The sequence below is a fragment of the Georgenia deserti genome, assembly GCF_042680605.1.
GTDB classification, from domain to species: Bacteria; Actinomycetota; Actinomycetes; order Actinomycetales; family Actinomycetaceae; genus Allobogoriella; species Allobogoriella deserti.
The window spans coordinates 537,217-562,086 of sequence record NZ_JBHUEE010000002.1 but is presented as its reverse complement, the minus strand read 5'-3'; the positions used below and the strand labels follow the sequence as shown (position 1 = coordinate 562,086).

Here is a 24,870-nt window from a genome sequence, read left to right as displayed (position 1 = left end):
CGCCTTCGAGCTCACGTCCAGCGCCCGAGGCCGTACCCTCGCGCAGGTGCGCCATCAGCCGAACCTTCAGCTCGCCGACGTCGGTGCCGCGTGGGACCCAGACCCCAGCGCGGGGGAGTGGATCGCCCCGCTGCTCGGGCCGTTCGGCCAGCGGCTCGACCACGCCGTGCCGCGCGGCTACGAGCGCTACGCGGTGGTGCCCGTGCCCGAGTGGGACGATCCGGACGCCAACCCGCTCTCCTGGCTGGAGACGCTCCTCGACGTTCTCGAACCGATCACCGGGGATCAGCCGGTCCATGTCGGCTACTGGGACGGCTGGGGCTGGATGTACCGGCACGGCGAGGACGCGGCGACCGCACCCGGAATGAGCGCTCACGTCGCCCGGACCACGGGTTGGCGTGCCCGTCTCGCCCGGCTGCTGCCACGCCCCGCCCGGCGCCTCATCCCACCGGGCCGGCAGCTACGGGAGGCACGCGCCGCCGCCCAGGCCGAACTCAGTGCGGCCCGGGTCGAGCACCCGGCCGCGGCGCCCCTGCAGCTCCCGCACCGCGACTACTACCTCTGGACCGGCCCGCTGCGCTCGGCGACGGTCTTCGAGCGGTGGCCCGACCCGCCCTCGCTCATCTGGCCCGAGGACCGCTCGTGGTTCGTCGGAGCACCGATCTACACCCTCGAGGCCGCGGTCGGCGGGGACGCCACGCTCATCGATGCCGTCCTCGCCCGTCCGGAGCTCCACGCGCGCGCCGCCCAGCCTGAAACCGTGCTCGATATCGACGACTGACGCGCTGACCGGGTCCTCATGCGCTGACCGAGCCGCCCGAGCCGTCCGACCGCCGGACAACAGGCCCTGCCCAGCCGTCCGCCGCCCGTCCGGCTCGCCACGGACCGGCCGGTAGCCTTTCGGACGGACACGTACCGCCGGGGGACCGGCACGCCGGTAGGACCGGCACTCGAGATCTGGGAGGCCGGTCGAGCATGAGCACCACGCCGTGGCTGGGGCAGCCCGCGCACACCCGGTGGCTGGAGCAGGAGTCCGACGCGCTGCTGCGGTTCGGCCGGGCCTCACGCACCGACCGCGGGTTCGGCTACCTCGGCGCCGACGGCACCGTCGACAAGAGCGTCGACCACGAGCTGTGGGTCACCTGCCGCATGGCCCACTGCTTCTCCCTGGCCGTGCTGCTCGGCCGGGCCGGCTACGGCCCGCTCGTCGACCACGGCCTGCGCGCGCTCGCCGAGACGTTCGAGGACGCCGAGCGTGGCGGATGGTTCACCGCCGTCGGCCCGGACGGCCCCACCCAGACGCGCAAGGACGCCTACCCGCACGCGTTCGTCCTGCTGGCCACCGCCTCCGCCACCGTGGCGGGACGACCCGGCGCCGCGGAGCTCTTCGCCCGCGCGCAGGCCGTCCAGCTCGAGCACTTCTGGCGCGAGAGCGAGGGCATGGTCGTCGAGAGCTGGGACCGCACGTTCACCGAGCTCGAGGATTACCGCGGCGTCAACGCCAACATGCACACCGTCGAGGCCTACCTCGCCACCGCCGACGTCACCGGGGACGAGGCTTGGCTGGACCGAGCGCTGAGCATCACCCGCCGCGTCGTCAACGACTTCGCCCGCGGTGCGCACTGGCGCATCCCCGAGCATTTCGACCCGACCTGGCGGGCGCTGCCGGACTACAACCGCGACCAGCCCGGCCACAAGTTCCGTCCCTTCGGCGCCACCATCGGTCACTGGTTCGAATGGTCCCGCCTGGTCATGCAGGCGCGGGACTCGCTCGTCTCCCGCGGGCGCGAGCCCGAGCCCTGGATGCTCGAGGGTGCGACGGCCCTGTTCACCCGCGGCGTCGAGGCCTGGGCGGCCGACGGCGTGGACGGCTTCGTCTACACGGTCGACTTCGACGGCGCGCCGGTGGTGCGCGAGCGCATGCACTGGGTGGTCACCGAGGCGATCGGCGCCGCCGCCGTCCTCCACCGCGCGACGGCCGAGCAGACGTACGCCGACTGGTACCAGCGGTGCTGGGATCACGCCGTGGAGCACTTCGTCGAGGCCCCGGGCGCGTGGCATCCCGAGCTCAGCCCCCAGCTCGGTCCCTCGGCGAAGACCTGGTCCGGTAAGCCGGACATCTATCACTCGTTGCAGGCGACCCTCATCCCGCGCCTGCCACTCTCCCCGGCGATCGCACCGGCCCTCGCGGCCGGGCTGCTCGACGCCTGAGGTGCCCTCCTACCGCGTCGAGATGACGGTGGGGCTGCTGGCTCCCGGCGTCGCGCCGGAGGAGTTGCTTCCCGCAGCCGCCGGTGCGGCGGCAGAAACCACGACGGTCGAGGCCAAAGACGTCGGTGTCCGGGCCGGTCAGGCCCGGATCCGCGTGCGCTACACCGCCGCTGACGACGGCGAGGCGCACCGCATCGCCGCGGTGGTCCACGAGACTGCGGCTCGCCTCGCGGAGGTCGGTGCGCCAGGCGTGACGCTGCGCCGCGGCGGACGGTGGATCAGCGTCTGACCAGCACGTGATGTTGGCCACAACGCCGGATCTGCCCTATGGTCTGGCGGGCAACGTGGCCCAGCAGGGGGGCCTTTCGCTCGACATGTGAAAGGAATGCATACGCATGGACCTCACGCAGAGTCTCCAGGACACCCTGGGAGGCTTCATCGAGTTCATCCCGAGGCTGCTCGCAGCCCTCGTCATCCTCCTCATCGGATGGATCATCGCCAAGGTGCTCGAGGGCGCCGTCGTCCGGGTGCTCAGGGCGGTCCGGGTCGACCAGCTCCTCCAACGTGCCGGGATCGCCGGTCCGCTGCAGCGTGCCGGGTTCGGTGACGGGGCCAAGCTGCTCGCGAAGATCCTCTACTACGCGATCATCCTGATCGCACTCCAGCTCGCCATCGACGTCCTCGGCCTACAGGCCGTCCAGGACGTCCTCAACGGTCTCGTGGCGCTGCTGCCACAGATCTTCGTGGCCCTGGTGATCGTGGTGATCACCGGAGCGGTGGCCAACGCGGTCAAGACGCTGTTCGGCAACGCGATCGTGCGCCTACCGGCGGGGAACCTCATCCTCAACCTCGTCGTCGCCGCGATCTGGGTCATCGGTGTCTTCGCCGCTGTCGACCAGGTCGGCGTGGCGCAGAGCATCGTGGACACCTTGTTCAGCGTTCTCATCGGCTCCCTGGGCCTGATCCTGGTGATCAAGTTCGGCGTCGGTGGAGTCTGGGCGGCCAAGGACCGGTTCTGGCCGGCCGTGTACGACAAGTTCAGTGCGGCCGCCGCCCCGGCCGGTCAACAGCCGACGACGTCGCAGGCCGGCACCCAGCCGCCGGCTGCGGAAGGACCGGGGTCCGGCGCGCCGGGCTATCCGTCCGGGCCGCAGGCCTGAACCGGCGACGGCGACCACCGGCACCCTGCTCGGTCGCCGTCCTGACCCGATCCGCGCGGGCCGCCACCACGGCGGCCCGCGCGGCGCGTTCGCAGACCTGCAACCTCAAGAACCTCAAGAACACCTGCCGGAAAGCTGCGCCGTCTTGAGGTCGGCCTTGAAGCTCGCGCCCAAGACTTGCCGTGGGCGTACGGAAAAGGCGGAATCCGCGGACTCCGGCGACCATCCGCACCGGCCGCGGAGGCACCGTCGGCCGGCACCGTCCCGGCCGTCGGAGGAGTCGTGCCCGAGCCCCTGGTCGATCCGGCCGTGCTGGACCGGCTTGCCCGGGACATCGGCCGGAAGGCCGCCCAGGAGTTCGCCGAGCGTTACCGCACCGCCGTCGTCGAGCGACTGGCCGCCCTGCGGACCGCCGTGGCGGAGCGCCATCTCGACCGGGCGCACAACCTGCTCATCAACATCGACGGCGCGAGCCGCATGCTCGGCGCGCGTCGCCTGGCCCTCGCGGCCGGCCGGCTCGCCGATCGGCTGCGCGAGGACCACGCGCCCACGCCGGAGGATCTGTCCGAGCTGAGCCGGCTCGTCTCGCTGACCGACGCCGAGCTGGCCCGGGTGCTGGACGGCCGGGAAGGCGGGTCGTCGTGAGCGGCGCCGCTCAGCCCGGTCACACCTCGCCGGCATCGTGCGCGAGCAGCGCCACCTGTGTCCGGTTGGACAGCTCGAGCTTGAGCAGGATCTGGGAGACGTGGGCCTTGACGGTGGCGAGCGAGAGGAAGAGCTCACCGGCGATCTCGGCGTTCGTGCGCCCCTGCCCGATCGCGCGCACCACCTCTCGCTCGCGCTCGGTGAGCCCGGCCAGCCGGCGCCGGGCCAGGGCGGCGACACCGCCGTGGTCGACGGCGTGATCGATGAGCCGCCGGGTCACCGTGGGGGAGAGGATCGACTCGCCCAGCGCCGCGCGCCGGACGGCGTCTGCGATCTGCTGCGGCGGGGTGTCCTTGAGCAGGAACCCGTTCGCTCCGGCGCGCAGCGCGCCGAGGATCTCCTCATCGGAGTCGAACGTGGTCAGCACCACGACCTCCGGTGCCCCGGCCCTGGCGCGCAGCCGCGCCGTGGCGCGCACGCCGTCCAGCCGGGGCATCCGTAGGTCCATGAGGACGACGTCCACCGGGTGCCTGTCCAGCAGCGCCGGCACCTCGTCGCCGTCGGAGGCCTCACCGACGACGGCGATGCCGTCCGCGCCGTCGAGCATCATGGTCAGCCCCGCCCGGACCAGCGGGTCGTCGTCGACCACGAGCACCCGGGTGGTCACGTCGGCCATGGTAGCCACGCCGCGAGCGTGAACCGCCCGGTGCGGACGCCGTGGTGCAGCCGACCGCCGAGGAGCTCGACCCGCTCGGTCAACCCCACCAGGCCCGTGCCCGAACCCGGCGGACCGGCCGGCGCCACCTCCGGGACGGTGTTCGACACGGTGACCTCGACGCCGTCGTCCGCGGAGCCGTCCACGAGCACGCTCACCGGCCGCCCCGGCGCGTGCTTGCGCGCGTTGGTCAGCCCTTCCTGCACCACGCGGTAGACGGTCCTGCCGAGCAGCCCCGGCACCTGATCCGGTACGCGCACGTCCAGTTCGACGGCGGACCCGGCCGCCTCGCTCTCCTGCGCCAGGCGGGACAGCCCGTCCAGGCCGAGCGGCGGGGCCGGGACAGCGCCGCTCTCTGCCGTCGGCTCGTACCGCAGCAGCCCGATCACCTCACGCAGTTCGTCCAACGCCTGGTGCACGCCGCCTCGTACCACGGCCGCTGCGCGGGCGACCTGATCCGGCGGGGCGTCGGGCCGGAACTCGAGCGCGCCGGCGTAGGTGGCGAGCAGCGAGAGCCGGTGCGCGAGCACATCGTGCATCTCGCGCGCGATCCGCGACCGCTCCTGCGTACGCGCGGCGGCCACCGCCCGGTCCCGGTCGTCCTCGGCGCGGCGTGCCCGCTCCCGCAGCGCCGCCATCACCATGGCCCGGCTCCGCCCGAGCGCGCCCCAGCTGAGCAGGGCCGCGTGCGCGAGAACCACCAGCACCACCCACCACAGCGTCGGCAGGTCGGCCACCGGCCGCCACAACCCGCGCAGGAGGTGCGTCCCGATGCCGACCGCCGCCACCACCGCCGCCGTGGCAAGCGGCCGGCTCCGAGCCACCCACACCAGTGCGACGGTCGAGGCGGGCGTGGCGACGGGCGAGACCGCCGCCAGTAGTGCCAGGCCGATCGCCGCCGGCAGCGCACCGACCCACAGCAGCGGCACCGCCGCCGTCGCCACGACCAGAACCCCCACGTCGAGCACATCCTGGGCGAGCGGCCCACCCGGGTGCTGCTCGGCGAGGAGCGTCAGCCCGCCCAGCACACCGACGACGGCCGTGATCACGCCGACGACGCCGGCGGTCGGACGGACGGGTTCACACCCCGCGACGAGAGCCATGGCCGGAGCGTATGACCGGCCGGTCGTCCGGGGGACCGACCAAAGTCGGTTGTCGCACCGACCCTCGCCCTGCAGGGGATGGCCGCCCGACCGATGCCGACGCCGCTGCTCCCGCAGGAGCGTGGTGACCGCTCGAGCGCGCCGCGCTCACCGAACGAAGGAGAACCCCATGATCACCACGTCGCGCACCACCGTCCCGCCCGGCTCCCTCAACGACTCGGGGTCGGCGCCGCGCCGGCGCCGACGGCGTCTGGTCGCCGTGCCGGCGTCCGCGGCGGCGGCGCTGGCTGTCTGGGTCGTGGCGGTCCCGGTCCTCGGCGTCGAGCTCACCGTCGCTGCGGCAGATGCTGCGCCGTGGACGGTGAGTCCGGTCTCGGTCGCACTCGCGGGTCTCGCCGCGCCGCTGGCGGGATGGGGGTTGCTCGCCCTCCTCGAGCGAGTCACCGCCCGGGGCCGGACCATCTGGACCGTCGTCGCGATCGCGGTCGCCGTTCTCTCGCTGCCCGGGCCGTTCGCTCAGGCGACCACCACCGCCGCCGCGGTCACGCTGGCCGCGATGCACGCCGTCGTGGCGGCCGTGGTCATCCCGGCCATGGCTGGCTCGGCTCGCACGCGCCCGTAGGCCTCGGCGCCGCACCCGCCATACTCGCGTGCAGGCGCCGTCGGGCCCGTGGCCTGGAGCCGCGGTCGACCGGTCGGCGGCGTCACCGGCCGATCAGGACGACGGCGCGAGTCGAGCGGGAGGCGAGGTATGAGCGACCAGGCGCGCTATCGCGTCGAGTCCGTCGATCACGCCTTGCAGCTTCTCCTCCTGCTCCAGGGCCGGCGTGACCTCAGGGTGACGACGGCGGCGAGCACCCTGGGGATCGCGCCGTCCACCGCACACCGGCTGCTGACCACGCTCGCCGCCCGCGGGTTCGTCACCCAGGACAGGGTGTCGAAGGCCTACCGCATCGGCCCGGCGCTCATCGAGCTCGGTGTCCGCAGCACCGACTCCTTCGACCTGCGGGAGGCGAGCGAGCCGCACCTGAAGGACCTCGCCGGGCGGATCGGGGAGACGGTGAACCTGCTCGTCCTGCAGGGGCCCTCGACCCGGTTCGTCGCCGGGTTCGAGAGCAACCAGCAGGTCCGCACCCACGTGCTGACCGGGACCCTGCTGCCCGCTTACGCCACCTCCGGTGGCAAGGTTCTGCTGGCCGAGCTCCCGCGCGAGAAGCTGCGGGAGCTGTACCCGGACGGTCTGCGCAAGCTCACGCCCCGCACCAGGACCTTCACCGAGCTCGTCGACGAGCTCGCCCTGGTGCTCATGCGCGGCTACGCCGTCAATGACCGGGAGAGCACCGACGACCTCGGCGCCGTCGCGGTGCCGCTCAAGGACCACCTCGGCCGGACCGTCGCGGCGGTGGCCATGTCCGCGCCGAGCGAGCGGCTGCCGTTGCGGCAGATCCGCGAGCACGTGGTCGCGCTGCGCGAGTGCGCCACGCGGATCCGCGCGGACCTGTGGCGCCGTCACCTCTGAGGATCGGCGGCCAGACTTCGGACGGCTGCCGGCCCCCCCCGATTCCGCTGTGCAGAATCACGCCGCGGCCGGTGTTGTCGGCGCCGGACGCGCGCTGTTTGCGTGAGGACGCGCTGCTCAGGGCCGCGACGTCGCGGCACCGGAAAGGACCGTCTCCCGATGAAGATCGACGCCTTCTGCCATCTGCTTCCTCCCGCCTACGCGGAGCGCCTGTTCGCGATCGACGACAGCCCGGTCGCGCGGAACATCCAGACGCGGGTCAGCGGGATACCGGCTCTGGTCGACATGGATGTCCGACGGCGCGCGATGGACGAGTTCGGCCCCGACTACCGGCAGATCATCAACACCGCGGCCCCGCCGCTGGAGGACCTCGGCCCGGCCGAGCGCACGGTCGAGCTCGCCCGCATCGCCAATGACGGCATGGCCGAGCTCGTGCGCGACCACCCGGACCGGTTCGCCGGGTTCTGCGCCGCCGTCTCCCTGGACGACGTCGACGCCGCCATCGCCGAGGCCGAACGCGCCTTCGACGAGCTCGGTGCCGTCGGGGTGCAGATGTACACCCACTTCCACGGCGGACCGATGGACGACGAGCGGTTCTTCCCCTTCTACGAGGCCGTCGCGCGCCGCGGGAACAAGATGATCCAGGTCCACCCGTGCCGGGACGCGAGCTGGGCCGACTACAAGACCGAGGAGCGCTCGAAGTTCGAGCTCTGGTGGACCCTCGGCTGGGAGTACGACCTCTCGGCCTACATGTCTCGTCTCGTCTTCGCCGGCATCTTCGAGCGGCTGCCGGACATCAAGATCCTCATCCACCACGGCGGCGCGATGATCCCGCACTTCGCCGGCCGCGTCGGCCCCGGCTGGGACCAGCTCGGCGCCCGGACCCCGCCGGACCAGCTCGCCGTCGTCACCGGCTACCCGCTGACCAGGCGCCCCATCGACTACTTCCGGCAGTTCTACGTCGACACCGCCTACTTCGGGGCCGGTGACCCGATGCGCACCGCCATCCGGTTCTTCGGCGTCGAGCGCACGCTCTTCGCCTCCGACAGCCCGTTCGACCCGGAGAAGGGCCCGGGTTACATCCGCTCCACGATCGCCAACCTCGAGGAGATGGACATCCTGACGCCCGCCGATCGGGACGCAATCTATGCGGGCAACGTGACCGACCTGCTCGGACTCGGCGTCTGAGGCCGCACCTGCCGGGTACGCCCCGGCAGCGGCACCAGCGTCGACACAACGGAATGAGGTGAGGACAACAATGACGTTCCTCCACAGGCGCCGGCTGGCGCCTCTCGCCCTGGCGGCCACGGCCGCCGTCGCACTCGCCGCCTGCTCCTCGGGCGGAGATACCGGCGCCGAGGCGGACGGCGGCGGGCCGGAGAAGCCGGACCTGACGATCGCCATCAACCCCTCCTCGCAGTTCGCGCCGATGTACCACGGCATCGAGACGGGGATCTTCGAGGAGGAGGGCCTCGAGCTGGAGATCGTGCCGCAGACCGATGTCGCAGCGATCGTCTCCGGCGTCGCCAGCGGTGAGTACGACTTCGGGTTCGCCACCGTCGTGCACGTCATCACGGCCGCCTCCAACGGCATCCCGATCCGCGCCGTCACCACCATCGAGGGCCAGATCCAGGCCGACGACGAAGGCACCGTGACGATCGCCGCCGAGGACTCGGGCATCACCGACTTCGCCGACCTGGCCGGCAAGCGCCTCGGCGTCATCGGCCTGTCCTCGCACAACACCCTGACCACGTGGGAGCTGGCCGAGCGGGCCGGCGTCGACCCGGCGTCGATCGAGCTCGTCCAGCTCCCGTTCGGTCAGATGGCCGCCGCCCTGGAGAACGGCGACGTCGACGCCGCCGTCATGCAGTGGCCGTTCGCCCAGGACGCGCTCGACGCCGGCGGCATGCCCCTGGGCTACAACAACCGCGAGATCTTCGAGGACACGGCGACGACTTTCATCAACACCTCGCAGCAGTTCATCGACCAGAACCCGAACACCGTCCAGGCGTTCTCGGATGCGATGGTGGCCTCCATCGAGGCGGCCAACGAGGATCCCGACGCCGCCCGCGAGTCCCTGGTCTCCGGGATGGGGATGAGCGAGGAGGAGGCGCAGTCGGCCCGCTGGAACATCGGCGGCGACCCGCACCTCAACATCACCGCGTTCGAACGGACGCAGGACCTGCTCGTGAAGTTCGGTGACGAGTCGGAGGCCGCGGCGGTCGAGGACCTCGACGTGGCGACCCTCGTCTGGCCCGGAGCATTGGAGGAGTGAGACCCGAGTGAGGCTCTCGTGGCTCCTTCCCGTCGGGACCATCCTGGCTGCGCTGGCGTTCTGGCAGCTCGTCACCGTCACCGGGGTGGTGGGCCCCACCCAGTTCCCGACGATGTCCGACTCACTCGCGGCGCTGTGGGCCGAGGCCACCTCGGCGCGGCTGTGGAACTCGGTGGGCTGGACGCTGCGCAGCTGGGCGATCGGCATGGCCATCACGGTCGCGGTCGGGCTGATCGTCGGCACCGCCCTGGCGTTCAACGACTTCGCCTACCGCAGCGCAGCGCCGGTCATCGAGATCTTCAAGGCCATTCCGGCGATCGCGGTGCTGCCGCTGGCCATCCTGGTCCTCGGTTCGAGCCTGGCGATGAAGGTCTTCCTCGTGTGTTTCGCGGCGCTGTGGCCGTTCCTCATCCAGGTCATCTACGGCGTGCGCTCGATGGATCCGGTGGTGCTGGACACCGCCAAGGCGATGGGCATCCGTGGCGTGCGGCGCTTCCTCGCGGTGAGCATCCCGAGCGCCTCGCCGTACCTCGTCACCGGGATGCGGATCGCCTCGGCGCAGGCGCTGATCCTGTCCGTAGTCGCCGAGATCGTCGGCGGCGCCGAGGGGATCGGGCGCAACATCCTCATCGCACAGAACGCGGGCACCGGCGCCTACCCGCTCATGTACGCCTACATCATCGTCTCCGGCGTCCTCGGCCTGGTGGTCACCGGCGCCTTCTTCCTCATGGAGCGCAAGGTCATGCACTGGCACGAGTCCCAGCGCAACATCCGGGCGGCGAACCGGGCGGCGAGATCATGACCGGCACGACGACGGACGTGACCTCCGAGGTCGCCGCACCACGCCGCCGGTCCGGCCGGACGGGGCCGCTGCGCGGCCTGGCACGGCTGGCGACGTCGCTGTGGCTGCCGGTGGCGCTGCTGGCGGTGTGGTGGCTCGTCACGGACACGAGCACCTCGCCGTTCTTCCCGCCGCTGCGGGACATCCTCGCCGAGACCTGGAACCAGTGGGTGGTCTTCGGGGAGTGGACCCACGCCGTCGCCAGCCTGAAGAACCTGCTGTTCGGATACCTCGCCGGGACCGTGATCGGCGTCGTCGGCGGTTCGCTGCTGTGGCGGCTGCGCCAAGTGCGGGTCGCGGTCAACCCGCTCATCTACTTCCTCTACGTCCTGCCCGCGCCGGCACTGCTGCCCGCCATGATCGCCCTCTTCGGCATCGGGCAGATGCGGCAGATCGCGCTCATCGCGCTCGGCGCCATCTGGTCCACGCTGCTGAACACGCTGGACGGCATGCGCGGCATCGACGTCGTGAAGTTCGATACCGCCAAAGCGCTGCGGCTGGGCGGCTGGCGGACCTACCGCACCCTCGTGCTGCCCGGGGCCGCACCGCAGATCACCGCCGGACTGCGCGCGAGCCTGGCCGTGGGCATCGTCCTCATGGTGGTCAGCGAGATGGTCGCGGCGCGGTCCGGTATCGGCTACTTCATCCTCCAGGCACAGGCCGAGTTCGCGATCCTCAAGATGTGGACCGGGATCCTCGTCCTCGCCCTCATCGGCACGGCGCTGAACTACCTGTTCATGCTCGCCGAGCGCGTCGTCCTGCACTGGCACGTCAAGTCCCGCGCACTGGCCGGGTCCTAGAAGGAGTCTCATGGCCCTCACCTCCGAGACCGGCGTCGAGACGGTGCTCGCCGTCGACCATCTCCGCAAGGTCTACAACGAGAACACCGAGCAGCAGAACGTGGCCGTCGCGGACGTCTCCTTCACCGTCGCAAAGGGAGAGTTCGTCTGCGTGGTGGGCCCGAGCGGCGCCGGCAAGACCACGTTGTTGCGCTGCATCTCCGGGATCGCCGCACCCAGCTCCGGCGGTGTGAGCTTCGAGGGCAGGCCGCTGACCGACGTGCCCGACCAGCTCGGGCTTGTGTTCCAGGACTACGGCAGGTCCCTGTATCCGTGGTTCACCAACGGCAAGAACGTCGCGCTGCCGCTCCGGGCGCGCGGGGTGGCGAAGGCGGACCGTGCCGCGCGCGTGGCCGAGGTGCTCGCCAGCGTGGGACTGGGTCATGTGGAGAAGCAGTATCCGTGGGAGCTGTCCGGCGGGATGCAGCAGCGCGTGGCCATCGCTCGGGCCCTGTCCTACCGGCCCCAGCTGCTGCTCATGGACGAGCCGTTCGCCTCCGTGGACGCCCAGACCCGGTTCGACCTCGAGGACCTCACCTTGCGCGTGCGGCGCGACCTGGGGGTGACCGTGGTCCTGGTGACCCACGACATCGACGAGGCGATCTACCTCAGCGACCGGATCGTGGTGCTGTCGAAGAATCCGAGCGTGGTCAAGGAGATCGTCCCGGTGGACCTCGGAGCCGACCGCTCCCAGGTCGAGACCCGCTCCAGCGAGGAGTTCCTCAGGCTGCGCGGTCACCTCATGTCGCTCGTGATGCCGCACGATGAGTGAGGTCCCGCCCCGCGCCGCGACGGCGGCCGCGCTGCTCATCGACGCGTTGCGCCGCGCCGGGGTGCGGTACCTGTTCGCGAACTTCGGCAGCGACCATCCCGCGATCATCGAGGCGCTCGCGGCCGACCGGGAGCGCGGTCTGCAGGCGCCGGCCGTCGTCCTGTGCCCGCACGAGTACGTCGCGCTCAGCGCCGCGCACGGGTACGCCGCCGTGACGGGGGAGCCGCAGGCGGTGTTGGTGCACACCGACGTCGGCACGGCCAACCTCGGCGGCGCGGTCCACAACGCCGCCCGCGCCCGCGTCCCCGTCTTCGTCTTCGCCGGGCTGACGCCGTTCACCCTCGAGGGCGAGCTGCCCGGCGGGCGCAACACGCACATCAACCACCTGCAGGACACCGCGGACCAGCACGCCCTGGTGCGTCAGTACGTGAAGTGGAGCTACGACATCCGCACCGGCCGCAACGTCCCGCAGCTCGTCGGCCGGGCGCTGCAGCTGGCCACCAGCGCCCCGGCGGGGCCGGTCTACCTCACTGGGGCGCGCGAGGTCCTGGCCGAGGAGGTCCCCGTGCCGGAGGTCGCGGCCGACCGCTGGGGGCCGGTCGCGCGCGTGCCGGCGCCCGAGGCGGTGGTGGACGAGCTCATCGCGGACCTGCAGGCGGCACGGGCACCGCTGGTGGTGACCAGTTACCTCGGCCGCACCCAGAGTTCCGTCGACAAGCTCGTTGCCGTGGCGGAGCGCCTGGGGGTCCCGGTGGTCGAGTACAACGCCGAGGTCCTGAGCTTTCCGCACGACCACGCGCTTCACCTCGGGGATGATCCGCATCCGTTCGTCGCCGCCGCCGACGTCGTCCTCGCCCTGGACACGGACGTGCCGTGGATCGCGGCGTCGGCTCAGCCGCCGGCCGGCGCGAAGGTCTATGTGGTCAACGAGGATCCGCTCCAGGAGTCGATCCCGCTGTGGTACCTGCCGGCCGACCACCACGTGCGCGCGGACAGCGGCTTGGTCCTGGATCAGATCCTCGACCGGCTCCCGGCCGGTGAGGACCCGCGAGCCGCCCGCCGTGCGGCCGAGGCGGCTGCGGCCGGTCGGCGGATTCGCGCGGAGCACGAACGAGCCGCGGCGGCGGACATGGCGGCCGGGCGGCTGACACCCGCGACCGTTGCGCGTGTGATCGCCGGGTTGGTGGACGAGGAGACGATCGTCCTCAACGAGGCCATCTCCGTGGCGCCCGAGGTGTGGAAGCACCTGCCCCGGACACTGCCCGGCACGCTCTACGGCAATCGCGGCACCTCGCTCGGCTGGTCGGGTGGGGGAGCGCTGGGCATCAAGCTCGCCGCCCCGGACAGCACGGTGGTCGCGATCGTCGGCGACGGCACCTTCTACTTCAGTGTGCCGTCAGCGACGTACTGGATCGCGCAGCGCTACGGGCTGCCCGTCCTGACGGTGGTGCTGGACAACGGGGGCTGGAACGCCACCAAGCGCAACCTCAGGCGCCAGTACGACGGGGGTGCCGCCGACCGCACCGACCGGTACTGGGTGAACCTTCAGCAGAGCGCGGACTTCCCGGGGATCGCGGCGGCCGCCGGCCAGGCCCGCGGAACCACCGTGACGAGGTTCGAGGACTTGGAGGACGCCCTGCGCGCCGGTCTGGACGACGTCGCGGCGGGCGTGCCCGCAGTCGTGTCGGTGCGTCTGGACCCGATCTCCCATCAGGCGGAGGACCCGGTGTAGTGGTTACCGGGGCCGTCGCTACCGGCGGCCGGCGTGCTGTGCGTTCAGCGTGGTTCCCACGCGTCCCGGTCGCTGCTGTGCTCGGCCACCACGGGCGGCACCTCGCCGGCGGCGAGGTGAGCGATCGTCGTCGATTCGAGGATGCCACGCAGGGCGCCGCGGGCCGCGATCCAGACCGTCTGCAACGCGGCGACGTCGGGCAGGTAGGTCACGGATTCGGGCCGCAGCCCGTGGACGCTGACCAGTGGCCCTTCGACGGCGCGCATGACGTCGGCCACCGAGATGGCTTCCGGCTCGCGGGCCAGGAGCCAGCCGCCGCCCTGGCCGCGCTGGGCGCGCACGACGCCGGCGCGCCGCAGGTCCGCCAGGATCGACTGGAGGAACTGGCGCGGGATGTCCTGCTTGCGTCCGATGGCCTCCGCGCTCAGCGGCGAGCCGTCCGCGTCCTGGGTGATCTCGACGAGAGCTCGCAGGGCGTAGTCGGCTTTGGCGGAGACATGCATTCCGTCATGGTGGCAGAACCGCGCCGATCGTTCGGCCTCAGCCGGACTCGCCGCCCAGATAGATCTGTGAGCAGATGATCTCGTTCTCGCCCGGGACGCACCCGACACCGAGGCGGCCGGCGTCCGTGGTCAAGAGGTTCATCCGGTGCCCGGAGGAGTTCATCCAGGCGTCGACGACGGCCTCCGGTGCCGCGTCACTGCGGACCAGGTTCTCCGCGGAATAGTTGACGTCGCACGAACTCTGGACCTCGCCCATCGGTGCGTGCTCGAGGCCGTCCTCGTCCACCAGGGCTTCGGCGCGCTCGCGGCCCTGCTCAGCGGCACAGTCGGAGTGTTCGAGCGGCGGGAGATCCTCCTCGGCGCGGACGGCGTTCGTCTCGTCGAAGAGGTCCTGCTCGTACTCGCGCAGGTCGACCGAGTCGACATCCACCGTCGCGTAGTCGCCGGGCTCTGCCGAGGTTGTCTGCTCCGCCGTCGGAGAGCCCTCACCGGTCGGTGTCTCGTCGCCGTTCTCGGGCGTGCAACCTGCGGCGGTCAGGGCCAGCAGGGCCAAGAGAGTGGGCACCGCCCGAGGAACGCGTCGCACGGGAGCATTGTCGCTCACGGGTGCGGACATGAAGATCCCCGGGGGCCGGCGTCGCAACCTGGGGGGAATCGGACCGAAGGCTCCCGGGGATCTACTGGTTCAACGCCTGGTGCCCGGCCGAAGTTCCTTGCTGGGGCCCGAATCGGTGTGCAGTGCACCACGGGTTCCACGGGCGCGACGGACCGGTAGGAGTGTGGCACTCAGTTCCGGGACCGGCGCCTCGCCCGGTACTCGTGGATGTATCCCCACACCACGGCGATCAGACCCAGACCGAGAGCGGCGAAGCACACGTCGATCCAGCGGTCCGGGACACGGTCGAGCAGGTCGAGCACGCCGACGACCACGGTCACCACGATCCAGATCACCGTGCCGGTCACGGTCAGCGTGACGGCGTTGACCTTCGCCGGCGGCGGGTCCGGCCGCCGCTCGAACAGCTCCACCTGAGGCACCTCACCGACCCTATCGGCTGCCTCCCGTCCGCGAATCTCAACCTCACTCCGCGAAACGCTCCCGCGGAGCCCGCGCCGCTGCTAGCGTCACCCCGCACTCACACACATACCTGGGGGAAAGCATGAAGCGACGTGCGCTGGCGACGACGGCGGCGACGGCAGGTCTGGTCCTGGTACCGACGGCGGCTCTGGCGGACTACGCCAGCTCCGGCTCGCTCCAGCTCTCGACCACCAATCCCGTCGTCGGAGAGCCGTTCACGGCCACGGTCGAGACGGACGAGTTCGACGAGGTCACCCTGGACATCCAGGGCCCGGACGAGGTCGCCGACGAGGCCATCGAGATCGCCGGACAGGCCAGCGCCAGCAGCGCGGTCGAGGACGGCTCTGCCACGTTCGACGTCACCATCAACGAGGCCGGCAGCTACACGCTCACGGCACAGGGCCCGGATGGCGAGGAGATCGACTCGGTGACGGTCGAGGTCGTCCCGGCCGGTGACAGCGAGGACGACGGCGACGACGCCGGAGACGAGGAGGACGGCGGCGGCCTGCCGGACACCGGTGCCGGCAACAGCACGCCGCTGATCATCGGATCGGCGACGCTGCTCGCCGCCGGCGCCGCCGTCCTGGTCTTCGCCCGGTCGCAGCAGAAGCGGGTCTGAGCCAGGGGCCGACCAGGCCCTGACCAGGTCCGACCTGACCGGCGCCGAGCAGGCGCCTGCACCTCACCGCACGGACGTCCGGCCCTTCGGGGCCGGATTTCCTGCGTTCGCGGCAAGCTGCAAGAATCCGCGCTCATGAGCACTCCCGCGCAGGGCACTGCGACGTCGACATCGCCTGGATGGCTGGATCGCCAGTTCAAGATCTCACAGCGTGGTTCGACCCTCGGGCGGGAGATCCGCGGCGGAATCGTCACGTTCTTCACGATGGCGTACATCCTCGTGCTGAACCCGCTGATCCTGTCCACGCCGGACTCCACCGGCGCGTTCCTGGGGGGCGAGGACGGCCGGTCCGCCGTCGTCGCCGGCACCGCCCTGGTGGCGGGGGTGATGTCCATCCTCATGGGTGCCGTCGCCAATTACCCGATCGCCCTGGCGGCCGGGCTCGGGCTGAACGCCGTCGTCGCCTACACGCTGGTCTCGATGCCTGGGATGACCTGGGGCGACGCGATGGGCCTGATCGTCCTCGAGGGGCTGATCATCCTCGTCCTGGTGCTGACCGGGCTGCGTGAGGCGATCTTCCGGGCCGTGCCCCAGCCGCTCAAGGTGGCGATCACGGTGGGCATCGGCCTGTTCATCGCGCTCGTCGGCCTCGTCGACTCCGGCATCGTCCGCCCCGGCGGCACCCCGTTGCAGCTCGGCGTGGACGGGTCGCTGGTGGGCTGGCCCTCCGCGGTGTTCGTGATCGGGCTGCTGCTGATCGCGGTGCTCTACGCCAAGCAGGTGCGCGGGGCGATCCTCATCGGCATTCTCGTCTCCGCCGTGCTGGCCGTGATCGTCGAGGGCGTGGCCGGCGTCGGCGCCCAGAGCGAGGACAACCCCGGCGGCTGGGCGTTGTCCGTGCCCGAGATCGGAGGCTCGCCCGTCCAGCTGCCCGACTTCGGCACCCTCGGCCAGTTCTCGCTGTTCGGCGCCTTCGAGAAGATCGGCGTCCTGGCCGCCGCGCTGCTTGTCTTCTCGCTGCTGCTCGCGGACTTCTTCGACACGATGGGCACCATGGTCGCCGTCGGCGCCGAGGCCGACCTGCTCGACGAGCAGGGCAACCCGCCCGCGACTCGGCGCATCCTCGTGGTCGACTCCCTCGCCGCGGCCGCCGGTGGCGCCGCGGGCGTCTCCTCCAACACCAGCTACATCGAGTCCACCTCGGGTGTGGCCGACGGCGCACGCACCGGCCTGGCCTCGATCGTCACCGGGGTGTGCTTCCTGCTGGCGATGTTCTTCTCACCGCTGGTGGCGCTCGTGCCCTACGAGGCGGCGGGGCCGGCGCTCGTCGTGGTCGGCTTCCTCATGATGACGCAGGTGACCCAGGTGCCCTGGCGGGACACCGCGATCGCCCTGCCGGCGTTCCTCACCATCATCCTCATGCCGTTCGCCTACTCGATCAGCGTGGGCATCGGCGCCGGCTTCATCGCCTACGTGGTGCTGGCGGCGGCCCGCCGGGGCGGCATCCGCCAGGTGCACTGGCTGATGTGGGTGGTGGCGCTCGCGTTCGTCATCTACTTCGCGCTCGGCCCGATCCAGGCGGCGCTCGGCGTGTGAGCGCCGCTCAGAGATCCAGCGCGATCCGGCAGATCGTCCGCACCGCGGGAAGGATCTGGTCGAACGACTCCCGGTAGACGCTCTCCTCCTGCCGGAACGGGTCGACGACGTCGTCCTGCTCGGCGGGAACGGGGGAACGGTGCCGGGCGGCGAGGTCCATGAGCACCTGGAGCCGGGCACCCGGGGTCGCCTCGGGCCCGGCCTGCGCGTCGAGCTCGGACCGGTCCACCTGGGCGGCGAGGCGTGCGAACTCGCGAAGGGTGAACGTGCGACGCACCGCCGCGGGCAGCAGGTCGACGACGGCGGAGCGGTGTTCGCGCGTCATGGCGAGGATGAGATCCGCCCGCTCGATCATGTCCTCGGCGAGGTGGCGTGCGGCGAAGTCCTCGACGTCGACCTCGATGCCGCGCAGGAGCGCTGCCATGGGGCCGTGGATCGGCTCGTCGACAAGCGGTCCGGTCCCGGCGCTCTCCACGGCGACCTCGTCCTCCGGCTCGAACGCGGAGCGGAAGAGCCGTTCAGCGGCGGGCGAGCGGCAGATGTTGCCGGTGCACACCGTGAGGATGGTGAACGACTCACCGGAGCGGTAGGCCATGTGTCTTTGCCCCCTTCAGGCACGTCAGCAGCGATCTACGGTACCTGGCGCGGCGGCGCGGCCGGACTCGAGGGTTGGTTGCTTACACTCAGCCGCATGTGCTCCTTCCCTGGCACGCGTGTGCCCGCCGGCGTGCGGGGCGGTCGATGAGCCGCCGGCCCGCCGCGCACGGGCGCGAGCCCGCCCGTGATCGTCCCCGCTCCCGCTCCAGGTCGAGGTCCCGGAGCCGGAGCCGGCGGCGCCGCCGCGGCATGCCACTGTGGGCCAAGCTGACCTTCACCACGGTGCTGGTGGCGTTCGTCGCTGTGGTGGTCTCGGCGATCCTGTGCGCGATCGACGCACGGACGGCGTATGCGGATCTGCGTGACGCTCAGCAGCAGGTCGGCCGCCTCCAGGACCAGGTTCTGGCGGAGGAGCGCCAGCGCGTGGAACGCTCCGCTGCGGAGCTGCAGGAGAGCACCGGGGCGGCGCGCGACTCCCTCACCGGCCCGCACTGGACGATCATCGGGTGGCTGCCATGGATCGGGGATGACGTCCGCGCGATCCAGACCATCGCCATCACGGTGGACGACCTGGCCAACAGCGCCCTCGGCGATCTGGTCGACGCCGTTGGGGTGGTGGACCCGGCCAACCTGTCCCTCGAGGGCGGGCGGCTGGACCTTGACCCGATCGTCGAGGTAGCGCCGCGCGTGGTGGGCGCGAACGAGACGGTCCAGAACGCGGTCCAGTCCCTCGAGGACATCGACACCGACGGGCTCATCGGACTCGTGGCCGACGCCGTGGACCAACTCGAGGGCGAGGTCGACGAGATCGGCCAGCTCACGGCCACAGCCTCCCGCGCGGTTCAGCTCCTTCCCCCGATGATGGGGCACGAGGAGCCGCGCGAGTACCTGCTCCTCGTGCAGAACAACGCGGAGCCGCGGGCCACGGGGGGCATTCCGGGGGCTGTGCTGCTGCTCCGTGCCGATAGCGGTGCCGTCGAGATCGTGGATCAGCATCCGGCCGGCGGGCTCGGTCCGGGCCGTGACGAGGATCCGGTCCTCTCCCTCGACGATGCCGAGGAATCGCTCTACGGCACACGGATGGGCCGCTACATCCAGAACGTCACGTTCACCCCCGACTTCCCGCGCTCGGCCCAGCTGGCCCAGGCCATGTGGGATCAGAGCGTGGGTGGCGAGGTCGATGGAGTGGTTTCTATCGATCCGGTGGCGCTCGGGGAAGTGCTCGGGCCGGTCGGCAACGTCACCGTACCGGGAGGTCAGCAACTGACGTCTGAGACGACGAGTCAGATCCTGCTGAACGAGGTCTATCTCGAGATCGATGACCCTCAGGCTCAGGACGCCTTCTTCCAGGCGGCAGCGAGCGAGATCTTTGACCAGGCGATCAGTGGCGAGGCTGACGCCTCCGCGATGATCGACGTTCTGGACGGTGCCGCAGCGCAGGGGCGGCTGAAGTTGTGGAGCAGTCACGACGATGAGCAGGAGCTGATCTCGGGGACGAACCTGAGTGGCGAGCTGCGCGGTCACTACGACGGCTCACCGATCTTCGGCGTCTACGTCAACGACTACACGGCTGCCAAGCTCGGCTATTACGAGCAACTCGATGCTCGAGTCGAACCACAACAATGTACCGCCGACGGTTCCCAGAGATTTAACCTGACGGTAACTTTGCGCTCGCGCGTGCCGAGTGATTTCGAGGATCTGCCTCGGCACCTGATCGGCACCGGGCGCCTTGTGGAACTCGGTGATGTGCGCACCCAGGTGGCCGTATACGCGCCGACGAACGGCGAGATCGTTGACTTCTCGTCCAGTGGTGGACAGATCGGCGTCGCGCCGACCAGGCACGACGGTCTCCACGTCACGAGCAATTACGTCATCCTCTCGCCTGGTGAGACGGAGACCTTGACGTACACCATCGAGACGGACGAGCCCTATCGCGGCGATCCTTTGCTGAGGCTCACGCCGGGCCCGTCCGAAGATCAATTCGCGGGCACGGCTTCCCCTTGCCGGTAAGTCCTGCTAACGTCCCCTCTGATCCCATACGCGTTCTACTACCCCTGGGGGGAAACATGAACCGACGCGCAGTTGTGACGGCCGCCGCCACGGCTGGCCTTATCCTCGTCCCGACCTCGGCGATGGCCGACTACGCCGAAACTGAGGCGTCGGTCGTGTTCGAGGAGGTCTCCCAGAACCCGTTCGTGTTCCGGGCGACCGTCGACGCCGGCACCGAGTACGAGGACGGCGAGGACGTCACCATCACCGTGACGTCTGAGGACGAGGACACGCCGGACTCCGCCATTCAGATCGCCGGTGAGCAGTCCGCGAGCGAGACCCTCGTGGACGGCGGCGCTGTCTTCGAGACCACCATCACCCAGGTCGACACCTACGACGTGGTTGTCACCGGCCCGGACGGCGAGGTTATCGGCTCCGCTCAGGTGACCTTCTCCGGCGACGACGACGGTGGCGTTGACGACGGCACCGACGACGACGGTGCGGGCGCTGGCGGCGGTGACGGTTCGCTGCCGGACACCGGTGCCTCGAACAGCACCCCGCTCATCATCGGCGCGGCTGTGCTTCTCGCGGCCGGCGCGGGCGCCATGGTCTTCGCCCGGACGCGTCAGACCCAGGCCTGATCGACCTGCAGTAGGTCAATGAAACGCCCCCGCCATCTGGCGGGGGCGTTTCATTGTGTCCTCCGGCGCGAGAAGCGACGCGTCGTAAAGGACAGCCTCCGGTCTCGGGTGCCGAGCCGAGCGGTTCGTCGTGAACGTCATGCCATTGTGCCGGCGCCGTTCTTTTGGGGACGCGATTTCAGGCGAGCCGACTGCCGGATATACGGTTTCTGCTGGTTCGTGTGCGATGTCGTGACATCGGTTGACGGTCAAGACCGGAGGGCGCGTGGGTATCTACATCTTGGGCATGCACCGGAGCGGTACTTCGGCGTACACCCGCACCGTGGGGCGGATGGTGGGCTACGAGGAGCCCGAGGCGGAGATCAAGAGCACGAATCAGAAGGGGCAGTGGGAGAACGTCCCACTCCGCCATGCGAACGAAGATCTCCTTCGGGCGGCCGGCTCAGACTGGTCCGCTCCGGGCGAAGAGCTCGAGGCAGTACTGGCGGACACTCTGGCCGACCCCGTCAAGCGCGACCGCCATGCAGCCTTGTTGCGCCGGCTGGGTCCTGAACCCTGGGTCTGGAAGGACCCACGGACCTGCTTGACGGTTTCGCTGTGGCTTTCACTGAGTCAATCGCCCGCCCACATCGCCACAGTCGTGCGCCACCCGCTCGAGGTGGCCCATTCGCTGTCGTCTCGTAACGGCTTTCCCGTGCTCTACGGAGTCGCTCTCTGGGAGCGGTACAACAGGACGCTCATTGAAGGCATCAACGGGCGGCGCGCTCTCTTCACCTCGTTTCACTCCCTGATCACCACACCAACTCAGGTCATCGATCTGACACGGGCGTGGATACGCGAATCCGGGTACGAGCTGACTTCCGACGACGTGAGCGATCAGGTTGATGGCAGCCTCCGGCACTCTGCCGAGAGCGATGACCCGGACGACCTTGCCCGGGCAGGCCTGTCTCCCGCGCAGATCGACCTGTACCTGCGCATGCTCGAGTTGGACGGCACGGTGGTCGACGTCGCCTCAGCGGACCTCCTTCGCCACGAGGAGACGCCCACGACGGCAGCGCTGCTCGACACCCGACGACAGCTACTCGCGCCTCAAGTCGCTTGGGGTGTCGTGAAGCGGCGGATGCGCTGGGCTCGGTACCCGCGAGCGGCGACTGCTCGTATGGCGAGGCGGATCTCCAACGCCCGGTCCTAACCGTGCCCCGGCAATGTGATCAACCTTCAACAGTGACGGATCAAGGAGCATTAATGATTGTTGCGACGATGATGGTTCGAGACGAGTCCGATATCGTCGCAGCCAATATCGAGCACCACCTGGCACAAGGAATCGACCACATCATCGTGACCGACAACGGATCGGTCGACGGTACGGCGGACATTCTGCGTCAATATGCAGACACGGGCCGAGTGACGTTGCTTCACGATCCGATCCAGAAGAAGCAGCAGGCGAAGGTGGTGACGCGCATGGCGCGCCGTGCGCATCGCATGGGGGCCGAGTGGGTCGTCCACCTCGACGCGGACGAGTTCTGGGTGTCGACAGACCAGTCCACTTCGGTGCCGGAGGTGCTTCGTGGTCTGCCGACAGATGTGGGCGTCGTGCTAGCGGAGCGGACGAACCTCGTGGGGTACGGATCCATGGCGGGCAAAGGCGCCGAGCCGTGGGGGCCGCGGATGATCTGGCGGGACACGCATTCTCTGGCAGCCAATGGTCAACGGATCCTCGGGAAGGTCGCTCACCGAAGCGGTCGTTACGTGCGGGTCGCCCAGGGGTTGCACGATGCCAAGGGGATTCTCGGCAAGAGAAAGGTGCCGACAGGAGAGCTCGAGGTACTCCACGTGCCGCAGCGATCCTACGGACAGTTCTACGAGAAGATCGAAAATTCGGGGACTGCCTACGCTGCCAACAAGAACCCCTTGTTCTTCCGGATGGGGAAGCACCTACGACACGACTACAAGCGACTTCGTTCGGGTGAGCTTGAGGAGACCTATCGATCGCGCAACTTTACGGATGAGCAGATCGCCGAGGCGGTCGAGAACGGGCGGCTCGTCGAGGACACCTGGCTAAGGGACCACATGGAGAGCCTGGTCAGCGGTGCAATCAAGCCGGAGTTACTGCGCGCCGCCTTGTAGCCCGCCCCAGAGGTTCAGGTTTCAGTAACCCGGGTCCTCGTTCGCTGTGGGTGCGAGCCGCTCCCTGAGCAAGGCCCATGCCACCGGGCCAAGGATGAGCAGCCCGGCCCCGATGATGCCGACCGCCACGGGCGGGACATCGAGCAGGCTCAGGCCGGTCAAGGTGAGCACAAGGACGATGCCCCGGCGGATAACGCGCTGCGGCACGATGGAAGCCAGCCGGGCTCCAAGGAAGGTGCCGACGGGCCCTCCGATGAGGAGCGGTAGCAGGATCAGCCAATCCACGCCGGTGACGATCACGTGACCGACTGCAGCGGCGATGACCAACGGGATCGCCTGAAGCAGATCGGTCCCGACGATCCGCACGGGCGACAACGCCGGGTACAGAAGCAGCAGGGCCACCATGATCACCGATCCCGACCCCACGGAGGTCAGCCCGACGAGGAGCCCGCCGACGGCGCCGACGAGGAACGTCGGCACCTTCCGGACGGCTGGATCCCCGCTGGGCATGGCTCCTTTGCGCCGGAGCGAGATGATGAGCCGCAGGACGTAGGTGGAGGCGGCGAGCAGCAGCGCGACGCCGATGGCGATCGTGACGAACGTGTCGCCGTGCTCATCGCCGCCGACGGCGCGCACGATGAAGGCGCCGGCTGCCGCGGTCGGGACCGAGCCGGCGATGAGCCACCCGGCCAGGGCGAGGTTGGGGGAACCGGACCTCCAGTGCACGGCAGCACCGACAGACTTGTTCACCGCCGCCGCTACAAGGTCGTTCGCCACCGCCGCGGTGGCGGGGATGCCGAGAAAGATCAGAGCCGGCGTCATGAGTGCGCCGCCTCCCATACCCGTGAGGCCGACGACGATGCCGACGCCGAAGCTCACGGCGACCAGTGCCAGGGCGCTGTAGGTGAACAGGCCGGCGAGCAGGTCCACTAGTCCGCCGACCGGGTGAGAACGCCGCGTTGGTGCAGCTCGGCGAGTACGGGTGCAAGGGCTGTCGCGATGTCCGTGCCGGTGGTGTCGACCACGACCTCGGCGTCCGCCGGCTCCTCGTACGGTGAGGAGATCCCCGTGAACTCGGGGATCTCGCCCGCTCGTGCGCGCGCGTACAGTCCCTTGCGGTCGCGGCGTTCGCACTCCTCGAGTGGGGTCGCCACGTGGACGAGGACGAAGGTGGCGCCTGCATCCTCGGCCATGCGGCGCACGTCTCGGCGGGTGGAGTCGAACGGCGCGATCGGGCTGCACACCACCAAGCCGCCGTGCCGGGCGATCTCGGCGGCGACCCAGCCGATGCGCCGGATGTTCGTCTCGCGGTCCTCGGCGGAGAAGGTGAGCCCCTTCGACAGGTTGCGCCGCACCACGTCTCCGTCGAGGGAAGTGGTCTTGCGCTCGCCCGTCTCGGCGACATGGTTCAGCAGTGCCGTCGCGAGCGTGGACTTACCGCTTCCAGACAGGCCCGTGAAGAAGACGACCGCACCGCGGTCGGTTCCTTGGGGGTTCTCGGCCCGGAGGATCGCCCTCACGGTCTCTCGATAGTCGCCCTCGCCGGTCGGTCTGACCACCTCCGCCTCGGGTGCATAGGAGCGGAGGACCTGGTCGAGCATCGACTCGTCAAGTGCTTCGCCGTCGTGGCGGGCCAGGGGGACAGCGATGACATGAGCCGAGCGGAGATCAGCGGTCGCGGCTCGCGTCACCCGAATGAGTGCCGGCGCGGACAGACCGTCCGGCATGCCATGCCCCGTGAGGCAGACGAAGAGGAGCTGCCCACCTGCCGCGGCAGTAGTGGCGCGCTCGACGTCCTGCTCCGACAGTGCGGAACGGACCGGTACCACCACGGCTGCCGACCCATGTTCTGCACGGGCGTTGATTGCCGGTACGTAAACGTTGTGAAACGGCCGGGTGGACACTTCTCCG

General features: G+C 70.1%; 27 protein-coding genes. 19 read left to right on the top strand and 8 right to left on the bottom strand.

The features are described 5' to 3' along the window. Positions 1 to 46: 46 nt before the first annotated feature. From ACFSE6_RS06220 to ACFSE6_RS06200, 5 genes are all read left to right on the top strand, one after another. Positions 47 to 781: a hypothetical protein gene (locus ACFSE6_RS06220; protein ID WP_388003616.1), complete on the top strand. Its 735-nt coding sequence runs from the start codon at positions 47 to 49 to the stop codon at positions 779 to 781. 194 nt (positions 782 to 975) lie between these two features. Further along, positions 976 to 2,211 carry an AGE family epimerase/isomerase gene (locus ACFSE6_RS06215; RefSeq protein WP_388003613.1) on the top strand — a complete coding sequence of 412 codons (1,236 nt, stop codon included), beginning with the start codon at positions 976 to 978 and terminating at the stop codon, positions 2,209 to 2,211. A 22-nt stretch (positions 2,212 to 2,233) separates the two neighbouring features. Then, positions 2,234 to 2,500, top strand: coding sequence for a hypothetical protein (locus tag ACFSE6_RS06210; RefSeq protein WP_388003610.1), 267 nt, complete (start codon positions 2,234 to 2,236; stop codon positions 2,498 to 2,500). Positions 2,501 to 2,606: 106 nt separating this feature from the next. Further along, a complete protein-coding gene (locus ACFSE6_RS06205) occupies positions 2,607 to 3,371 on the top strand; it encodes a mechanosensitive ion channel family protein (protein WP_388003607.1) in 765 nt (254 codons plus the stop codon). A gap of 282 nt (positions 3,372 to 3,653) precedes the next feature. Then, positions 3,654 to 4,016, top strand: coding sequence for an Hpt domain-containing protein (locus ACFSE6_RS06200; protein ID WP_388003604.1), 363 nt, complete (start codon positions 3,654 to 3,656; stop codon positions 4,014 to 4,016). Positions 4,017 to 4,035: 19 nt separating this feature from the next. On the opposite strand, the gene ACFSE6_RS06195 is transcribed toward ACFSE6_RS06200, so the two are convergent. Further along, positions 4,036 to 4,692, bottom strand: a complete 657-nt coding sequence (locus ACFSE6_RS06195) for a response regulator (protein ID WP_388004039.1) — start codon at positions 4,690 to 4,692, stop codon at positions 4,036 to 4,038. Further along, positions 4,680 to 5,834 carry a sensor histidine kinase gene (locus ACFSE6_RS06190; protein WP_388003601.1) on the bottom strand — a complete coding sequence of 385 codons (1,155 nt, stop codon included), beginning with the start codon at positions 5,832 to 5,834 and terminating at the stop codon, positions 4,680 to 4,682. The genes ACFSE6_RS06195 and ACFSE6_RS06190 overlap by 13 nt, the downstream gene beginning before the upstream one ends. 169 nt (positions 5,835 to 6,003) lie before the next feature. Between ACFSE6_RS06190 and ACFSE6_RS06185 the strand changes: the two genes are divergently transcribed. From ACFSE6_RS06185 to ACFSE6_RS06150, 8 genes are all read left to right on the top strand, one after another. Then, positions 6,004 to 6,456 carry a DUF6069 family protein gene (locus ACFSE6_RS06185; RefSeq protein ID WP_388003598.1) on the top strand — a complete coding sequence of 151 codons (453 nt, stop codon included), beginning with the start codon at positions 6,004 to 6,006 and terminating at the stop codon, positions 6,454 to 6,456. Positions 6,457 to 6,585: 129 nt separating this feature from the next. Further along, positions 6,586 to 7,353 carry an IclR family transcriptional regulator gene (locus ACFSE6_RS06180; protein WP_388003595.1) on the top strand — a complete coding sequence of 256 codons (768 nt, stop codon included), beginning with the start codon at positions 6,586 to 6,588 and terminating at the stop codon, positions 7,351 to 7,353. Positions 7,354 to 7,512: 159 nt separating this feature from the next. Continuing rightward, on the top strand, positions 7,513 to 8,541 hold the full coding sequence (locus ACFSE6_RS06175) for an amidohydrolase family protein (RefSeq protein ID WP_388003592.1): 1,029 nt from the start codon (positions 7,513 to 7,515) through the stop codon (positions 8,539 to 8,541). Positions 8,542 to 8,611: 70 nt separating this feature from the next. Further along, on the top strand, positions 8,612 to 9,628 hold the full coding sequence (locus ACFSE6_RS06170) for an ABC transporter substrate-binding protein (RefSeq protein ID WP_388003589.1): 1,017 nt from the start codon (positions 8,612 to 8,614) through the stop codon (positions 9,626 to 9,628). 7 nt (positions 9,629 to 9,635) lie between these two features. Then, positions 9,636 to 10,430: an ABC transporter permease gene (locus ACFSE6_RS06165; protein WP_388003586.1), complete on the top strand. Its 795-nt coding sequence runs from the start codon at positions 9,636 to 9,638 to the stop codon at positions 10,428 to 10,430. Continuing rightward, on the top strand, positions 10,427 to 11,269 hold the full coding sequence (locus ACFSE6_RS06160; protein WP_388003583.1) for an ABC transporter permease: 843 nt from the start codon (positions 10,427 to 10,429) through the stop codon (positions 11,267 to 11,269). The genes ACFSE6_RS06165 and ACFSE6_RS06160 overlap by 4 nt, the downstream gene beginning before the upstream one ends. A 10-nt stretch (positions 11,270 to 11,279) precedes the next feature. After that, positions 11,280 to 12,080: an ABC transporter ATP-binding protein gene (locus tag ACFSE6_RS06155; protein ID WP_388003580.1), complete on the top strand. Its 801-nt coding sequence runs from the start codon at positions 11,280 to 11,282 to the stop codon at positions 12,078 to 12,080. Further along, positions 12,073 to 13,812 (top strand): thiamine pyrophosphate-requiring protein, encoded by a 1,740-nt coding sequence (locus ACFSE6_RS06150; protein WP_388003577.1) that lies wholly within the window; start codon positions 12,073 to 12,075, stop codon positions 13,810 to 13,812. Before ACFSE6_RS06155 ends, ACFSE6_RS06150 begins: the two co-directional genes overlap by 8 nt. Before the next feature lie 44 nt (positions 13,813 to 13,856). Here ACFSE6_RS06150 and ACFSE6_RS06145 read toward each other — a convergent pair whose 3' ends face one another. From ACFSE6_RS06145 to ACFSE6_RS06135, 3 genes are all read right to left on the bottom strand, one after another. Continuing rightward, complete coding sequence (locus ACFSE6_RS06145; RefSeq protein ID WP_388003574.1) at positions 13,857 to 14,315, bottom strand: RrF2 family transcriptional regulator; 459 nt, start codon at positions 14,313 to 14,315, stop codon at positions 13,857 to 13,859. A 37-nt stretch (positions 14,316 to 14,352) separates the two neighbouring features. Then, positions 14,353 to 14,901, bottom strand: coding sequence for a CAP domain-containing protein (locus ACFSE6_RS06140; protein WP_388003571.1), 549 nt, complete (start codon positions 14,899 to 14,901; stop codon positions 14,353 to 14,355). 200 nt (positions 14,902 to 15,101) lie between these two features. Further along, entirely contained in the window at positions 15,102 to 15,350 is a 249-nt protein-coding gene (locus ACFSE6_RS06135; protein WP_388003568.1) for a DUF2530 domain-containing protein, read from the bottom strand. A gap of 122 nt (positions 15,351 to 15,472) precedes the next feature. Between ACFSE6_RS06135 and ACFSE6_RS06130 the strand changes: the two genes are divergently transcribed. Continuing rightward, complete coding sequence (locus tag ACFSE6_RS06130) at positions 15,473 to 16,009, top strand: LPXTG cell wall anchor domain-containing protein (protein ID WP_388003565.1); 537 nt, start codon at positions 15,473 to 15,475, stop codon at positions 16,007 to 16,009. A gap of 135 nt (positions 16,010 to 16,144) precedes the next feature. After that, positions 16,145 to 17,605, top strand: a complete 1,461-nt coding sequence (locus tag ACFSE6_RS06125) for an NCS2 family permease (RefSeq protein ID WP_388003562.1) — start codon at positions 16,145 to 16,147, stop codon at positions 17,603 to 17,605. Between the two features lie 7 nt (positions 17,606 to 17,612). On the opposite strand, the gene ACFSE6_RS06120 is transcribed toward ACFSE6_RS06125, so the two are convergent. Beyond that, positions 17,613 to 18,200 carry an arsenate reductase/protein-tyrosine-phosphatase family protein gene (locus ACFSE6_RS06120; RefSeq protein WP_388003559.1) on the bottom strand — a complete coding sequence of 196 codons (588 nt, stop codon included), beginning with the start codon at positions 18,198 to 18,200 and terminating at the stop codon, positions 17,613 to 17,615. Between the two features lie 251 nt (positions 18,201 to 18,451). Between ACFSE6_RS06120 and ACFSE6_RS06115 the strand changes: the two genes are divergently transcribed. The 4 genes from ACFSE6_RS06115 to ACFSE6_RS06100 all read left to right on the top strand — a co-directional run bounded on the left by ACFSE6_RS06115 (position 18,452) and on the right by ACFSE6_RS06100 (position 22,959). Then, positions 18,452 to 20,212 carry a DUF4012 domain-containing protein gene (locus tag ACFSE6_RS06115; protein WP_388003556.1) on the top strand — a complete coding sequence of 587 codons (1,761 nt, stop codon included), beginning with the start codon at positions 18,452 to 18,454 and terminating at the stop codon, positions 20,210 to 20,212. A 56-nt stretch (positions 20,213 to 20,268) separates the two neighbouring features. Then, a complete protein-coding gene (locus ACFSE6_RS06110) occupies positions 20,269 to 20,832 on the top strand; it encodes an LAETG motif-containing sortase-dependent surface protein (RefSeq protein ID WP_388003553.1) in 564 nt (187 codons plus the stop codon). A 265-nt stretch (positions 20,833 to 21,097) separates the two neighbouring features. Continuing rightward, complete coding sequence (locus ACFSE6_RS06105; RefSeq protein ID WP_388003550.1) at positions 21,098 to 22,024, top strand: hypothetical protein; 927 nt, start codon at positions 21,098 to 21,100, stop codon at positions 22,022 to 22,024. 53 nt (positions 22,025 to 22,077) lie between these two features. Continuing rightward, positions 22,078 to 22,959, top strand: coding sequence for a glycosyltransferase family 2 protein (locus tag ACFSE6_RS06100; protein WP_388003547.1), 882 nt, complete (start codon positions 22,078 to 22,080; stop codon positions 22,957 to 22,959). Positions 22,960 to 22,980: 21 nt separating this feature from the next. Here the strand turns inward: ACFSE6_RS06100 and ACFSE6_RS06095 are convergent, their stop codons facing one another. Both ACFSE6_RS06095 and cysC read right to left on the bottom strand, forming a co-directional pair. Continuing rightward, positions 22,981 to 23,889 (bottom strand): sulfite exporter TauE/SafE family protein, encoded by a 909-nt coding sequence (locus ACFSE6_RS06095; RefSeq protein WP_388003544.1) that lies wholly within the window; start codon positions 23,887 to 23,889, stop codon positions 22,981 to 22,983. Next, on the bottom strand, positions 23,889 to 24,791 hold the full coding sequence (gene cysC / locus ACFSE6_RS06090) for an adenylyl-sulfate kinase (protein WP_388003541.1): 903 nt from the start codon (positions 24,789 to 24,791) through the stop codon (positions 23,889 to 23,891). Before cysC ends, ACFSE6_RS06095 begins: the two co-directional genes overlap by 1 nt. Positions 24,792 to 24,870: the final 79 nt, after the last annotated feature.

What these genes read in the sequence shown, in the direction of transcription:
- ACFSE6_RS06215 (WP_388003613.1), top strand. Translation starts at nt 976, where the DNA reads ATGAGCACCACGCCGTGGCTGGGGCAGCCCGCGCACACCCGGTGGCTG.
- ACFSE6_RS06195 (WP_388004039.1), bottom strand. Translation starts at nt 4,692, where the DNA reads ATGGCCGACGTGACCACCCGGGTGCTCGTGGTCGACGACGACCCGCTG.
- ACFSE6_RS06150 (WP_388003577.1), top strand. Translation starts at nt 12,073, where the DNA reads ATGAGTGAGGTCCCGCCCCGCGCCGCGACGGCGGCCGCGCTGCTCATC.
- ACFSE6_RS06190 (WP_388003601.1), bottom strand. Translation starts at nt 5,834, where the DNA reads ATGGCTCTCGTCGCGGGGTGTGAACCCGTCCGTCCGACCGCCGGCGTC.
- ACFSE6_RS06175 (WP_388003592.1), top strand. Translation starts at nt 7,513, where the DNA reads ATGAAGATCGACGCCTTCTGCCATCTGCTTCCTCCCGCCTACGCGGAG.
- ACFSE6_RS06185 (WP_388003598.1), top strand. Translation starts at nt 6,004, where the DNA reads ATGATCACCACGTCGCGCACCACCGTCCCGCCCGGCTCCCTCAACGAC.
- ACFSE6_RS06115 (WP_388003556.1), top strand. Translation starts at nt 18,452, where the DNA reads ATGCCACTGTGGGCCAAGCTGACCTTCACCACGGTGCTGGTGGCGTTC.
- ACFSE6_RS06145 (WP_388003574.1), bottom strand. Translation starts at nt 14,315, where the DNA reads ATGCATGTCTCCGCCAAAGCCGACTACGCCCTGCGAGCTCTCGTCGAG.
- ACFSE6_RS06155 (WP_388003580.1), top strand. Translation starts at nt 11,280, where the DNA reads ATGGCCCTCACCTCCGAGACCGGCGTCGAGACGGTGCTCGCCGTCGAC.
- ACFSE6_RS06120 (WP_388003559.1), bottom strand. Translation starts at nt 18,200, where the DNA reads ATGGCCTACCGCTCCGGTGAGTCGTTCACCATCCTCACGGTGTGCACC.
- ACFSE6_RS06130 (WP_388003565.1), top strand. Translation starts at nt 15,473, where the DNA reads ATGAAGCGACGTGCGCTGGCGACGACGGCGGCGACGGCAGGTCTGGTC.
- ACFSE6_RS06170 (WP_388003589.1), top strand. Translation starts at nt 8,612, where the DNA reads ATGACGTTCCTCCACAGGCGCCGGCTGGCGCCTCTCGCCCTGGCGGCC.
- ACFSE6_RS06125 (WP_388003562.1), top strand. Translation starts at nt 16,145, where the DNA reads ATGAGCACTCCCGCGCAGGGCACTGCGACGTCGACATCGCCTGGATGG.
- ACFSE6_RS06180 (WP_388003595.1), top strand. Translation starts at nt 6,586, where the DNA reads ATGAGCGACCAGGCGCGCTATCGCGTCGAGTCCGTCGATCACGCCTTG.
- ACFSE6_RS06160 (WP_388003583.1), top strand. Translation starts at nt 10,427, where the DNA reads ATGACCGGCACGACGACGGACGTGACCTCCGAGGTCGCCGCACCACGC.
- ACFSE6_RS06100 (WP_388003547.1), top strand. Translation starts at nt 22,078, where the DNA reads ATGATTGTTGCGACGATGATGGTTCGAGACGAGTCCGATATCGTCGCA.
- ACFSE6_RS06210 (WP_388003610.1), top strand. Translation starts at nt 2,234, where the DNA reads ATGACGGTGGGGCTGCTGGCTCCCGGCGTCGCGCCGGAGGAGTTGCTT.
- ACFSE6_RS06205 (WP_388003607.1), top strand. Translation starts at nt 2,607, where the DNA reads ATGGACCTCACGCAGAGTCTCCAGGACACCCTGGGAGGCTTCATCGAG.
- ACFSE6_RS06110 (WP_388003553.1), top strand. Translation starts at nt 20,269, where the DNA reads ATGAACCGACGCGCAGTTGTGACGGCCGCCGCCACGGCTGGCCTTATC.